Origin of the sequence: Parasphingorhabdus sp., assembly GCF_048269915.1 — a bacterium.
Taxonomy (GTDB): domain Bacteria; phylum Pseudomonadota; class Alphaproteobacteria; order Sphingomonadales; family Sphingomonadaceae; genus Parasphingorhabdus.
In genome coordinates this window covers 250749-264985 of sequence record NZ_JBLWTY010000003.1, presented here as the reverse complement: position 1 = coordinate 264985, position 14237 = coordinate 250749, and the positions used below count along the sequence as shown (strand labels likewise).

Genomic DNA, 14237 nt, shown 5'->3' with positions numbered 1-14237 from the left:
GGGTGATTGATCGCATCTTTGCATTTTTTGCGGCCCTCCCACGCGGTGGGACATGGCCGTTCGGGATTTATCATGAATAGAAAAATACTGTTAACCGCCTGCACGGCGAACTTAGCCCTTGCCTCTCCCGCTTTTGCCGAAGCCGACCCGCTCACCGACATCATCGTCACCGGTCAGCGCGATACGGCAACCACCGACGAGATCGAAAGCGACAAGGAAATTGTCTCCAGCCCCGACGCAGCGTCGCTGGTGGCACGGGCACCAGGCACCGCCCTGATCGACAATGGCGGCCTGTCCGGCCAGGTCCAGTATCGCGGTCTGTTTGGTGACCGTATATTGGTCCGCGTCAACGGCCAGCGCTTTTCGTCGGGCGGTCCCAATCTGATGGACCCGCCGCTGCACTATGCCCCCATGGCTCTGGTCGACCGGATCGAACTTGATCGCGGCATCAGCCCGGTTCGCAAGGGGCCAGGTTTGGGCGGCGGCGTGAATGCCATTTTGAAGCAGGCCGAATTCTCCGACCGTGCTTCGATGCAGCCGCAAGCGGATCTCACCACGGGCTATCGCAGCGGCGACAACAGCTATCTGATGGGAGGACTTGTCAGCCTGTCCAGCGAACGGGTCAAACTGGGAGTGATCGCGTCCTACGAGAAAGGCGATGATCTGCAATATCCGGGCGGGACCATTGCTTCATCCAGCTTCGAGCGGCTGAACTATGGAGCGCATGCGGGCTTGAAAGTCGGTGACGGCAGCCTGACCCTGTCTTATCGCCGTCAGGAAACCGATCCGGCCGGCAACCCGCCTTTCCCGATGGATATCCAGTATTTCAACACCGACTTTCTGAGCCTCGCCTATGAAGGCAAGCTCGACGACGATCTCTATCTTGAAGTGGAAGCGGGCCATGTCGCGGTTCGCCATCTGATGGATAATTTTTCTCTTCGGCAAGCGCCAGCAGACCCCATGCGCCTGCGCGCAACTTTTGCCGATGCGGACACGAGCACCGCTGCCACGGCGCTACGCATCGGAACCGCGGAACGACATGTCCGGTTGGGCGCAGATGTTGAAGTGATGGACAAGGATGTGCGGATCACCAATCCGATGAACGCCAACTTCTTCCTGACATCGCTCAACAATATTTCGGGTAGCCGGATCGGCGGCTTCGTCGAAAGTCGCGTCGGATTTGGACCAATTGAAGCCGAAATCGGCGCGCGCCTTGATCATCACCGGATGGAGGCAGGGTCGCCGTTTCTGGGCAGCACAGTTCCGATGGGTCCCCGCGTTCTTGCCAGTGCTTTTGCCGCTTCGGATCGCAGCTGGTCCGATGACACGATCGATATCGCGGCGCGCTTCTGGAGCGATATAGGGAGTTTCAAGCCCCGTCTTTCGCTGGCGCGTAAAACCCGTGTCGCCAATGCGGTCGAACGGTTCTCATGGTTGCCGACCGGCGCTAGTGGCGGCCTTGCAGACGGCAATATCTATGTCGGCGACCTGAATCTGAAGAATGAAAAGGCGTGGATTGCCGAAATCGGCTTCGACTATCAGGACAGCCGTTTCTATGCGCGACCGACGCTGTTCTATCGCCGCGTGGATGATTTCATCCAGGGAGTGCCGTTCGATGACACGCCAGGCATCATCAACAGCCCAGTCGAAATGGTCGCAAATATGAACGGCGATCCGACACCCTTGCGCTTTGGCAATGTCGATGCGGAGATTTACGGTGCCGACCTTGATTTCGGCTGGAAAATCAGCGGGCCGCTGAATCTGGACGGCACAGCAAGCTATGTCCGGGCAAAACGTCACGACATTGACGACAATCTCTATCGCATCGCTCCGCCAAACGCGCGCGTCGCCTTGAGCTGGCAGGAGGACGTCTGGCATGTGGGCGCGGAACTGCAGGCCTTTGCGCCTCAGGACAATGTGTCGGTCACCAATGACGAACAGCCGAGCAATGGTTATTTGCTGGCAGGCCTGTTCGGTCATGTCCAGCTGACACCAGGTCTCATGCTCGACGCCAGTGTCGAAAACCTGTTCGACAAAAACTATACCGAACATCTGGCTGGCTATAATCGCGTAAGCGGTTCGGACGTGCCATTGGACGCACGTTTACCCGGAGCAGGCAGAAGCGCCTTTGTCCGGATACGCTGGACCGGATTCTAGTTCCACAAGTTGATTTTGGGGCGCAGCCGGGAAACCGGCTGCGCTCTATTCCGCCGCTTCGAGCATCTCGACAGCCTGCGGACCACGGATCAAACCGCCAGGGCGCTTGTCGGTCACAACCCCGCCTTTGAACGTCACCTGCCCGGACTTGATCGTGTAGTCATAGCCATCCGCCTTTTGCAGCAGGCGCTTGCCGCCTGCCGGCAAATCAAAGGCAAGCCATGGCTTGCCCAGCTTGATCCGGTCCATATCAATCACGTTGACGTCCGCCAAATAGCCAGGCTTCAGCAAACCGCGATCATTGAGACCGTACAGCCGGGCCGTGTCCAGACATTGGCGCTTGATCGCATGTTCGATACTCACGGTTCCACGTTTGCGGTTCTTCACCCAGTGTTCCAGCATGAAGGTCGGGCTTGCTGCGTCGCAAATGGTACCACAATGCGCGCCGCCATCGGACAGGCTGTTCACCGTATCATCGGCATTTTGCAGAGCTTCGAGAAAATCGAGATTACCATCCATATAGTTGAGTAAGGGTAGATAGATAAAGCCCTTGCCATCATCCGCCATCAGCAAATCATAGGCATATTCCGCACCGGATTTTCCGGCTGCCGCGGCGCGCGCGGCAATGCTTTCCTCAGCCTGCGGTTCGTAATCGAAGTCGGGGTCCATTTCGAACTGCGTCGCCCATCCCTGGGTCACGATCATGAAAACCGGAACCATATCGACCTGCTCGGGCGGTGTGCTAGTTTCACTCAGCAATTGCGCTTTAAATGCCGGATCCTTGAGCTTGGCGTATTTTTCTTCCCAGCTCAAATCCTCCATAGCCATCCAGCTCGGATGGCGGACAAACGGATGCACCGTGCCCTGCCAGGCCATGACAATGCCGTTTCCGCGCAGCGCAATCTGCGCGACAATATTCGCGCCATTGTCGTTTTCCGCGCGCATATTGGCAATCTGCTCGTCCAGAGACTGTTCCTTTGCGATCGACTGCAAGGCCGCAAAGGTCACCGGCATACCGGTTTCGCGGCTCAAATCACCCATCCAGCCGAACTCGTCCCATTCCCTGTTAAGATCACTTGCCATTTCGAACACACCATAGCCGACCCGGCCCATGGCGCGACCGATACCGATCAGCTCGTCCTTGGTCGCCGTGGTGCCGGGCACGAGTTCGCCATCAACACTGCGATGCAGGATCGTCCGCGAGGTTGAGAAGCCGAGAGCACCGGCTTTCAGGCCATCCTCGACGATTTTCGACATCTGCTCAATCTCGTCTTCGGTAGGAACAGCACCCGGCTTCTCTTTGTCGCCCAGTACATAGGCACGGACCGCTCCATGCGGCACATGGGTCGCGACATCGACCGTCCGCGGCATTCTTTCCAACTCGTCGAGATATTCGGGGAAAGTTTCCCAGTTCCAGCTCATCCCTTCGGCCAGCGCGGTGCCCGGAATATCTTCCACGCCTTCCATCAGGTTGATCAACCACTCATGACGATCCGGCCGTGCCGGCGCAAAGCCCACGCCGCAATTACCCATGATAACGGTGGTTATGCCGTGCCAGCTCGACGGGGCCATTTCATCATCCCAGGTTGCCTGCCCGTCATAATGGGTATGCACATCGACAAAGCCCGGGGTGACGAATTTGCCGGTTGCATCAATCTCTTCGCGGCCCGTTGCCGCAACCGTTCCGACCAGCGAAACGCGGTCACCGTCAATAGCGACATCCGCTACAAAGGGTGCACCGCCCGTTCCATCTACGACGGTACCACCACGAATAACCAGATCATGCATCGACTCTCTCCTGTATATTTGAGCGTTGCTTTAACAGGTTTAACTGGATGATTAAAGACCGATCATGTTAGAAGCGGATATGACAAAAGAATTTTCTTGGACACCGGATGCCGACAGCGGCATCACCATGCAACGGGTCAAGGCAAATGGCCTGAAATTTGAGGTCGCTATGGCCGGCGAGGGAAAGAAACTCGCGCTTTGCTTACACGGCTTTCCGGAACTCCATTATTCCTGGCGCCACCAAATTCCGCTGCTGGTCGAAATGGGGTATCGCGTCTGGGCACCCAATTTGCGCGGCTATGGCGGTTCCAGCAGGCCCGAGGGCGTGAATTCCTATCGCCTGAAGACGCTGGTTCAGGACGTCGCGGCGCTGATTGATGCCAGCGGGGCGGAAGAAGTCACTCTGATCGCCCATGACTGGGGCGCGATCATCGCCTGGCATTTTGCGATCCTGAAAGTCCGCCCGCTGACCCGGCTGGTGATCATGAATGTCCCCCATCCCAAATGTGCCCAGCGCGAAATGCGACATTGGTATCAGCTCAAGAAAAGCTGGTATATTTTCTTCTTTCAACTGCCGCGGCTGCCCGAATGGCTATTCGGGCTGAACGGCGCTGAACGGATCAAGCAGGCATTCTCCAATATGGCAGTCGATAAAAGCCGTTTCCCGGATAGCGAATTGCAGGTCTATGCCGATGCCGCCAGCCGCCCCGGCGCGCTGCGATCGATGATCAACTATTACCGCGCCCTGCTGCGCACCAAGGACGCGCGGGAGATCGGCGATGGCGTGGTTGATGTACCAACGCTGATGATCTGGGGCGAGGAAGATGCCGCCATCGATATCCGCTGCACCGATGGCACGGAAGAATGGGTACCCGATCTCGAACTGCACCGGTTAGCGGGCGTGTCGCACTGGGTACAACAGGAAGCGCCGGAGAAAGTGAACGCGATTTTGAGGGCGTGGCTTCCCGGTTAATCCCGCGCTGCGATCATGTCGGCGATATCGGTAAATTTTTCGCGCGGCGCACCTTCTCTGGCGCGGGCGATTTCGGCTTCTTCGATTTTCTTCCAGTCGCGAAATGTGACCGTCTCCACGCCGCGCTTTTCAAGCAATCGGTCCAGCCCGACGCGACCTTCCTTGCGGTTGCCCGAGCCGATATCTTCGGCAATGGCATCAACAATGGCAAAGCCGTCGGGCTTGTTGGTCCCAATCGTACCCGATGGCCCCCGCCTTGCCCAGCCGACGCAGTAGAGCCCCGGTAAAATCCGTCCGTCGACATTGGCAAAGCGACCGCGGCCATGTTCATAAGGCACACCTTCGATCGGCGGCGTGCGATATCCGATACAACTGATCACCATCTGGCATTCCAGTTCGTACCGCTCGCCAGTGCCGACGGAGCGGAGATCCTTGTCGAGCGCGGTTCTCTCGACGATCAGCTTCTCGACCCTGCCATCGCCCTGAACTTCGACCGGCATTGCGAAAAAGTCGAATATGATCTCGATCGGCTTATGCTGCGCATCGGCCGCTGCAATGTGGAAATTGCGCAAATGGGTAACGGCTTTGCGCATGCCCGGCTCGAGCAGCGCATCATCGCCTTCATCGGGAAAATCAACCCTTTCGACGACCGGCCTGGCGCGCTCCAGCTGACCCAGCTCGCCGAGCTCTTTTGGTGTCATCGCGATCTGATGCGGTCCCCGGCGGCCGAGAAAGGTTATTTTCTCGACCTTGCTTTGCTTCAGACCATCGAGCGCGTGACCGACAATATCGCTACCGGCAAATTCATTCTCGGTCTTTGCCAAAATTCTCGCGACATCGAGGGCAACATTGCCATTTCCGATAATCGCAACCGACCGGGCCTCCAGTGGCGGATCGAGATCCTTGAAATCCGGATGGCCATTATACCAGCCGACAAAGGCGGCGCTGCCGATGACACCCTTCAGGTCGCTCCCCGGTATATCCAGCACGCGGTCGTCGGGTGCGCCGGTGGCCAGAACCACGGCATCATATAATTCCTGCAATTCCGCGACACTGACATCTTCGCCCACGGTGACATTGCCGATAAAGCGCACATTGTCCCCCAGATTGGTCTTTTCATAGCGCCGCGATACCGCCTTGATCGATTGGTGGTCAGGTGCGACGCCGGTGCGGATCAGTCCGAAGGGTACGGGCAGCCGGTCGATGATATCCACGGCGACATCGTCGCCATATTTCTTTTGCGCCGCTTCCGCCGAATAATAGCCTGCAGGTCCCGATCCTATGATCGCAATATGACGCATCCTCCTGCCTCCCCGATTATTCAGCAGTCATGCTAGCGTCATAATTGCAAAAGAAAAGCAAAAGGGGCGCTGTTATTTTCGCGAGGCCATTGCCAGTGACGCGAAATTCCGGGCTGCGACAATGCCGACTTTCATGGTTTTCTGCATATTTTCACGATGACTATCTCGCTGGATTCATCGGAATTTTCACGCATATTCGCTGGTTCGTGCAGTTCTACATGGTCAATGGCCTGCTATCTCTTGTTATTCCAGGCATCCCTGCTCAGCAGTAATGACGTGCATCATTTCGTTGATGAAATCAGGGATAGTAAAACCGAGAGTAACTGTTATTCTGCCCGCACGGACAAGTGAGACAGAGACGAAACAACCGCGGGTCGCGCCGAGGGAGAGGAAAGTTGCGAAAGCCGTTCAATCGATTGCAAGCGATGATGATCAAGGCGATGGCGGAGGCGTTGTTTCACAACCGTAAAATGGTCATTTCTGCTGATCAAGTTGTCGACAACTTGCAGGAGCATTTCTCCAATATTGATGGCAACAAGCCAACCGAAATCGGCATGGCGCTATATGGGTTGCTGCTCGTTCTGGGCGGCCCTTTTTTTCTCGCAGCCCCTCCCGGTATCCGCAAAAACCTCATCCGTCGGCGGCTGCAAAAATCCCGTATCGATCTGTTGCAGGATATCGCGCGGACAAAGGGAGTCATCCTAGCAGGCTATTATGGCCACTGGCAGCACGGCGATGAAGAAGAAAATTTCGACAACCCCGTCTTTGCCGATCTCAATTTTGAACTGCCGGCACAACGCGACCGTTCGGCACCGGGTGAGCGTCCTATACGTCGCGAATCCCGGCGCGATTTGACCGCAACAGCATTTGTTGGCCATCAGGCGATCCCCGAGGAGACCGATGTAATCCTGATCGGCTCCGGTGCCGGAGGCGCCGTTGCGGCAGCATCTGTCGCCGACGAGGGACATGAGGTACTGATCATTGAGGCTGGACGCCACTATCCTTCCTCCCGGATCACCCATGAAGAAGCGCGAATGACCGCACGCCTGTTTAAGGACGGCGCCCTGCAAACCACATCCGATCGGGACATCATCGTGTTTCAGGGCCGGGTAGTCGGCGGGTCCACCGTCATCAACAACGGCATTTGCCTGCGTATGAAACATGAAGGCCTTGTTCATCCTGATGCGGAAGATGTCTATCAGACCTGGACCAACCTCGGCGCGCCGATCAGCGAAGATGAGCTAGCGGACAGTTACGAGGCGGTTGAGCAGGCTCTCGAGGTTTCCGCAATTGATCCAATAACCGGCCGAAATAACGGTCCGCATCTGATCGAAGGTTGGAAAAAATATGCCGCACAATCCGATGACCCGATGGATCACAAAGCGATCACAGCCTGGTTCCAGAAAAACTACGGCCCGAAAACTGCGGATAGCGAATGCGTTTATTGCGGCTATTGCAACACCGGCTGCCCCTATGGCCGGAAAAAGGCAATGCCGGAAAGCTTCCTCACCCACGCGACCAGTGAGGCACGGGAAAAACCCGCGCGTATCCTGGACCGCGCTGAAGCGACCGAAATCTTGTGGGATGAAGGTGCAAATGGCAAAAAAATCGCACATGCTGTGCGAATCAGGTTAGGCGACGGCCGTAAACGAACAATTCGCGCGCGCAAAGGCGTGGTGGTGGCAGCCGGCGCGCTGGCCTCCAGCAATCTGCTATACAATAGCGGCATCCTGCAATCGGGTACCAATATTTCGCTCAATATCGCCTGCCCGGTAGTCGCGCTTATGCCCGAAGGCACGAATGTGAACGTCTGGAACGAAGACCAGATGGCAACCTATGTCGATCGCGGGGACTTTCTGATTGAAAGCCACTTTCAGCCGCCGATGAGCATGGCGACCTTGGTGCCTGGCTGGTTTGAAGACCATTTTGAGCGGATGAAAAACTACAACCGCCTGGTCTCCGCTGGTGTCCTGTTTCCCGCAGATCGGCTCGGCTATATGGACAAAGGCAAACTCAAGCTGAAAATCGGAGAGGACGAACTGGCGTTATTACGTCGCGCGCTGGCGACAATGACCAAGGTCCATTTCCTCAACGGTGCGATCGAGGTCTATCCTGCCCTGCTCCGCGGCCAAACGCTGACCAGCGATATGACCAACGACGAGATTGATGCCTTTTACGATGCGGCAATCGTCGAGCCGGATGACGTTGTTCTGTCGAGCTCTCATCCCCACGGCGGCAATGCGATCAATGAAGATCCTCACAAAGGCGTCGTTGATCTCAACCAGCGTGTGCACAATACGACCAACTGCTATGTCACCGACGCGAGCGTGATGCCTAGCTGCATTCGGGTCAACGCGCAGCTGACGACAATGGCAATGGCTCACCGGGCGATGGCAGGGAAGAGACGCTTTGGTTAGTTTTTGAAGGTGAAATCGGGCAGCGACTGAAACGCGCTTTTGAGTGCATCACCCCATCCCTCCGAAATCGACTGAAAATAGGGATCATCCTGTTCGATCCGCTGCTGTCGCGTGATCGCAAAGCTGTCTGCCTCGTAAACTTGCATATCCAGTGGCAAGTCCACCGCCAGATTGGCCCGGATGGTCGAGTCAAAAGAGACCAGCAACAGTTTAACGGCATCTTCAAAGACCATTTCCGGGTCAAAGGCGCGGACCAGAATCGGACGGCCATATTTGGTTTCGCCGCTTTGAAAAAACGGGCTGTCATCGCTCGCTTCGATGAAGTTGCCGGCCGGATAGATCATGAAAAGCCGGGGATCGCTGCCCTTTATCTGGCCGCCCACAAGCAAGGTTGCACCGAAGGGTGAACTGGCTTCCTGACCTTCTTTAGCGTAAGTCTTAACAACTTCCCGCAAGGTTTCGCCAATGATCGTAGCCACCTGAAACATCGACGGTGCCTGCAGGATCGAAGGATTTCTCTCATCGGGATGCTTGCCGCGTTCGTCCAGCAGACTGACAACGGCCTGGGTGGTCGCCAGATTACCAGCCGACATTAGAGTGATCACGCGTTCGCCGGGGACTTCCCAACTGGTCATTTTCTTGACCTGAGCGATATCATCAACACCCGCATTGGTCCGCGTATCCGACATGAAAACAAGACCGCGCTTCATTCGCAGTCCTACGCAATAGGTCATTTTGGCTTCCCGAACTAAACAGTATGAACGCTTACTGCTGAACCTGCAGCGTGACAATCATATCTTCGCTGCCCGCGCCATAGCGCAGTCCGGAAATGGGCGATGCTTCGCGATAGTCAAGGCCGGTCGCCACACGGACATAGCGCTCGTCTGGTGAATAGCCATTGGAAATATCAAACCCCACCCATCCCAATCCTCCGACATAGGCCTCCGCCCAGGCATGAGTGGCATTTTGATCCACGCGGTCGCTCATCATCAGATAGCCGGAGACATATCGCGCCGGAAAACCGAGCGCGCGCGCGGCTGCACAGAAAATGTGACTGTGATCCTGACAGACCCCCTCCCGTATAGAAAGCGCGCTTTCTGCATCGGTTTCTGCATCGGTTCGGCCAGTCTGGTAGCGCACCTTTTTGAGGATTTGCGCCGACAATGCATGCAGTTTCGCGATTTCGCTTTCATATTCTCCGTCGAGCGATTTCAACAGTTTCCTCGTTTTCGGACCGGCTTTGGTCAGGACCGTAGATTGCTTGAAATACCATAGTGGTGCGAAACCGGAATGTGACCCCATGATCCCGCTGGCATCGCTGTTTTCGACCTCGCCCGTGCATCGTATTATGATTTCCGTGCGTCCACGCTCGATATTGATCAAATCTACATGGTTACAATGCTGATCTTCAAACGATAATTCTACCGCACCGCCTTCGATTTCGATATTCCAGCTTTTAATTACATGACCAGGTCGTTCCTTGGGGCGCAGACGAACTTGCTGCAATCCATATTGTACCGGCGCGTCATAGACATAGCGGGTTTCGTGATTGATCTTCAGCAGCATAACTATCCGATCCTGTCCTGAAAATTAAAATCCCGTTCGATTTGCGCAGCCAGGCCATTATTTGCGACTATGAAGTCGGAAATATATTCATGCAGGCCATAATCGAAAATCGCTTCGATCGGCTGGTTCAGCATGTTGCTGCAAATCTCGTTCGCCAGTTCTCCCGACCGGCTTTTGCGACCGTAATTCTCGTCGAGATAATTCAGGTTGTCGCTGATCTTGGCATAACAAAAGGTCAATGACCGTGGCATTTGCTTGTGCAAAATCAGATAATCCGCCACCGCCTGAGCGCTGATGTCGGGACCATTAAGCCACCGGAAAGACCGGTTCGCTGAAACAGATCGTAAAATCGTTTCCCATTGTACATTGTCAACCGATGATCCGATCAAGGCAACCGATGGCAGCAGCAGGTAATATTTCACATCAAGAATTCGCGCGGTACTATCAGCCCGTTCAAGAAAACTACCAATGCGCAGAAAATTAAAGCCGTCGTTGCGTAGCATGGTTCCCAGGGTGGCGCCCCTCACCAATGCACTTTGCTGACGGATCAATCCCAGAGCTTCGGGCAAGTCCTGCTCTTTGACAGGCTTGGCCATCGCCGATTTCAGCGTAATCCAGCTCTCATTTGTGGCCTCCCAAACTTCGCGGGTCAGCGCGGTTCTTGCTGTTCGGGCACTGTCGCGCGCCTGTTTCATCAATGCGATAACACTACTCGCATTGTCTCGATCGCGGAGCAGAAAATCGATGACCTTGGCGGATTCAAAATCATCATGCTTGGCGCGATAGGCAGCGATAACACCGGATGATTTGAGCACCGATGACCATTCATCGCTTGCGGATGCGGATCGGGTCAGCGCGATCCGAAATCCTGCTTCGATGAAACGCGCCCCATTTTCGACACGTTCAAGATAGCGCGACATCCAGTACAGGCTTGCAGCGGTTTTGCCCAGCATCAGCGACGCCCCCTCATTCTTCCAGCACCCATGTATCTTTGGTACCTCCGCCCTGACTGCTGTTGACCACCAGCGATCCCTCGGTCATCGCGACCCGCGTCAAACCGCCCGGCGTAATATCAATGCCATTGGGCGAAACCAAAACAAACGGTCGAAGATCAACATGACGGGGAGACAAGCCCTTTTTGGTGAAAATTGGCACGGTCGAGAGCGCAAGCGTTGGTTGCGCGATATAATTACGGGCATTGTCAATCAATTTGGTACGAAAGGCTGCAACTTCTTTTTTGGATGCAGCGGGCCCAACGAGCATGCCATAGCCACCGGAGCCATGGACCTCCTTGACCACCAGTTCCTCGAGATGCTCGAGCACATAGGCGAGCTGATCTTTTTCTGAGCAACGCCACGTCGGCACATTTTCCAGCAGCGGTTTCTCACCGGTATAAAATTCTACAATATCCGGCATGTAGCTATAAAGCGCCTTGTCATCGGCAATACCGGTGCCCGGAGCATTGGCGATCGTAATGCCGCCCGATCGATAGACATCCAAGATGCCAGGCACGCCAAGCATCGATTCCGGATTGAAATTAAGCGGGTCCAGATAATCGTCGTCGATTCGACGGTAAAGCACATCAATTGCGGTATAGCCTTCGGTCGTTCGCATCGCGACCCGGCCATCGACGATCTTAAGATCATGCCCCTCAACCAATTCCGTTCCCATTTGGTCGGCAAGAAAGCTATGCTCGAAATACGCGCTGTTGTGGATACCGGGCGTCAGCACGGCAACAATAGGCTTCCCTTCGCATTTATGCGGAGCACAGGCGGCAAGCGAGCGCCGAAGCTGCGCGGGATAATTGCTGACCTCCTGAACCTTGATCTTGGCGAACAGCTCGGGAAACATCTGCAACATGGTTTCGCGGTTTTCGAGCATGTAGCTCACACCCGAGGGTGTGCGGGCATTATCTTCCAGCACATAAAATTCTTCGTCACCGGTCCGGACAATATCGGTACCGATGATATGAGTGTAGATACCGCCGGGAGGATTCACCCCGATCATTTGCGGCAGAAAGGCCTCGTTATTGGCGACTAGCTCAACGGGCACGCGGCCGGCGCGCAAAATTTCCTGACGGTGATATATATCGTAAAGAAAGGCGTTGATGGCCCTAACCCGCTGCTCAATGCCCTTGGACAGCTTGCGCCACTCTCGCGCCGACAATATGCGCGGCACGACGTCAAAAGGAATTAGCCGCTCGTCAGCTTCATCCTGACCATAGACATTAAAGGTGATGCCGGTTTTTCGGAAAAAGGCTTCCGCTTCAGCGGACTTGCGATGGAGACGCTTGACATCTTCCCGGTCAAGCCAGTTTTTATAGTCTTGATAGGGACGACGGACAGTATCCCCGTCACCCAGCATTTCATCGAACAAGCAGTATCCCCTTCAGCGAAGCGTTCAACCTTGTCCTCCCGCGACAAGGCTAACGCGATACCCTGCTCGAAGTAAAGCGAATAGCGCGCACAGAGCGGTTTATCCGTGGACCGGATATTGCACAGCGGTCATTTCCTTCAAAATACCCCACAGTGGCCGGGGCCGTTGCTTCCGCCTCGCTTTCGCCCGCCCCCTAGGTTTCGCGCCGCTCCGATCCCTTGGCCCAGGCGACATGGTTCGCCGCACCACCGCCTCCCCACTTTACTTCCCGCCGATATCGTCTAATCGCTGCTGCCACTAGTTTTGGAGAATATCATGCGTGCCGACGCGCAAGCCTATGTCGACCGGATCGACGCCGCCCTTACCCTACTCAAGACCGCGCTCAACTGGGACGTTGCCTTGCGCCGTCTCGACGAACTCAACGCCCGGGTCGAGGATCCGACCCTGTGGGATGATCAGGCCGCAGCCCAGGCGGTGATGACCGAACGGCGGCGCCTTGATGAATCGATCAGCGCTGCACAGGAAATCCAGCAGGAGCGGGACGACGCACTCGAATTTATCGAAATGGCCGAGGAAGAGGGTGATGCCGGGCTTGCCGACGAAGGTGTAGCCAGCCTGGAAAAGCTCGCCGCCCGCGCCGACCGCGACAAGGTCAAGGCGTTGCTTTCTGGCGAAGCCGACGCGCTCGATACCTATATCGAAATTCACGCCGGTGCTGGCGGTACCGAAAGCCAGGACTGGGCTGAAATGCTGCTGCGCATGTACCAGCGCTGGGCCGAAGGCCGCGGTTACAAGGTGAGCATGGTCGACTATCAGGCTGGCGATCAGGCGGGTATCAAATCCGCGACAATCGAGGTCAAGGGCGAAAATGCCTATGGCTATGCAAAGACCGAAAGCGGCGTTCACCGGCTGGTCCGCATCTCCCCCTTTGACAGCGCCGCCAAGCGCCACACTAGTTTTTCCAGCGTCTGGGTCTATCCGGTGATCGACGACAGTTTCGAGGTCGAGATCAACGAAGGCGATCTGAAGATCGACACCTATCGCGCCTCCGGTTCCGGCGGCCAGCATGTCAACACCACCGACAGCGCCGTGCGCATCACCCACCAGCCGACTGGCATTGTTGTCGCCAGCCAGAATGACCGAAGCCAGCACAAGAACCGCGCCACCGCTATGGGCATGCTCAAAGCCCGCCTCTACGAAGCCGAACTGCAGCGCCGCGAAGCCGAAGCGTCGGGCGAATATGAGGCCAAGACAGAAATCGGCTGGGGCCATCAGATCCGTTCCTATGTCCTGCAACCCTATCAGATGGTCAAGGACCTGCGCACCGGCCACACCAGCAGTTCTCCCGGCGATGTCCTCGACGGCGGCCTGGATGACTTTATTGCCGCAACGCTGGCGCAGAAGGTGACCGGCGAAAAGGTCGATATCGAGGATGTGGATTAGTTAGCTTCATCCCTTCCGTTTGAAGAAGAGGACAAGTGAAACTCGGTGCGGGAGGCGAGCGGCAACACCCCTCTCTCCAATGTCGCCCAAATAGCAAATCCCCAAGTCGTTGCTTTCCCCTCCCGCGTGCGGAGAGGAGGAGTTGGCCTTGTCCCGATACTGGTCGTCATGAACTGTCAATATCCCTATAATTTCTCACTGGCCAGGCCGCGAGTT

General features: G+C 56.0%; 10 protein-coding genes. 4 read left to right on the top strand and 6 right to left on the bottom strand.

Going from position 1 to position 14237, the window contains the following annotated elements; all coding sequences use genetic code 11:
• Positions 1-72: 72 nt before the first annotated feature.
• Entirely contained in the window at positions 73-2157 is a 2085-nt protein-coding gene (locus ACN0WX_RS09730) for a TonB-dependent receptor domain-containing protein (protein WP_417622118.1), read from the top strand.
• A gap of 45 nt (positions 2158-2202) precedes the next feature.
• Here the strand turns inward: ACN0WX_RS09730 and ACN0WX_RS09725 are convergent, their stop codons facing one another.
• Positions 2203-3945, bottom strand: a complete 1743-nt coding sequence (locus ACN0WX_RS09725; RefSeq protein WP_417622117.1) for an N-acyl-D-amino-acid deacylase family protein — start codon at positions 3943-3945, stop codon at positions 2203-2205.
• A gap of 79 nt (positions 3946-4024) precedes the next feature.
• Here ACN0WX_RS09725 and ACN0WX_RS09720 point away from each other — a divergent pair, with 79 nt between their 5' ends.
• Positions 4025-4918 (top strand): alpha/beta fold hydrolase, encoded by an 894-nt coding sequence (locus ACN0WX_RS09720; RefSeq protein ID WP_417622116.1) that lies wholly within the window; start codon positions 4025-4027, stop codon positions 4916-4918.
• Here the strand turns inward: ACN0WX_RS09720 and ACN0WX_RS09715 are convergent.
• On the bottom strand, positions 4915-6219 hold the full coding sequence (locus tag ACN0WX_RS09715) for an FAD-dependent oxidoreductase (protein ID WP_417622115.1): 1305 nt from the start codon (positions 6217-6219) through the stop codon (positions 4915-4917). The two genes, ACN0WX_RS09720 and ACN0WX_RS09715, sit on opposite strands and share 4 nt — an antisense overlap.
• 395 nt (positions 6220-6614) lie before the next feature.
• On the opposite strand from ACN0WX_RS09715, the gene ACN0WX_RS09710 reads away from it, so the two are divergent.
• Positions 6615-8636: a GMC family oxidoreductase N-terminal domain-containing protein gene (locus ACN0WX_RS09710; RefSeq protein WP_417622114.1), complete on the top strand. Its 2022-nt coding sequence runs from the start codon at positions 6615-6617 to the stop codon at positions 8634-8636.
• Here ACN0WX_RS09710 and ACN0WX_RS09705 read toward each other — a convergent pair.
• From ACN0WX_RS09705 to ACN0WX_RS09690, 4 genes are read right to left on the bottom strand one after another with little or no spacing between them, the layout of a single operon-like run.
• On the bottom strand, positions 8633-9370 hold the full coding sequence (locus ACN0WX_RS09705) for a peptidase (protein WP_417622113.1): 738 nt from the start codon (positions 9368-9370) through the stop codon (positions 8633-8635). The two genes, ACN0WX_RS09710 and ACN0WX_RS09705, sit on opposite strands and share 4 nt — an antisense overlap.
• Before the next feature lie 31 nt (positions 9371-9401).
• On the bottom strand, positions 9402-10202 hold the full coding sequence (locus ACN0WX_RS09700) for a transglutaminase family protein (RefSeq protein WP_417622112.1): 801 nt from the start codon (positions 10200-10202) through the stop codon (positions 9402-9404).
• A gap of 2 nt (positions 10203-10204) precedes the next feature.
• Positions 10205-11155 (bottom strand): alpha-E domain-containing protein, encoded by a 951-nt coding sequence (locus ACN0WX_RS09695; RefSeq protein WP_417622111.1) that lies wholly within the window; start codon positions 11153-11155, stop codon positions 10205-10207.
• Between the two features lie 13 nt (positions 11156-11168).
• Positions 11169-12566 carry a circularly permuted type 2 ATP-grasp protein gene (locus tag ACN0WX_RS09690; RefSeq protein ID WP_417622436.1) on the bottom strand — a complete coding sequence of 466 codons (1398 nt, stop codon included), beginning with the start codon at positions 12564-12566 and terminating at the stop codon, positions 11169-11171.
• Positions 12567-12893: 327 nt separating this feature from the next.
• Between ACN0WX_RS09690 and prfB the strand changes: the two genes are divergently transcribed.
• Positions 12894-14021, top strand: a complete 1128-nt coding sequence (prfB, locus tag ACN0WX_RS09685; RefSeq protein ID WP_417622110.1) for a peptide chain release factor 2 — start codon at positions 12894-12896, stop codon at positions 14019-14021.
• Positions 14022-14237 lie beyond the last annotated feature (216 nt).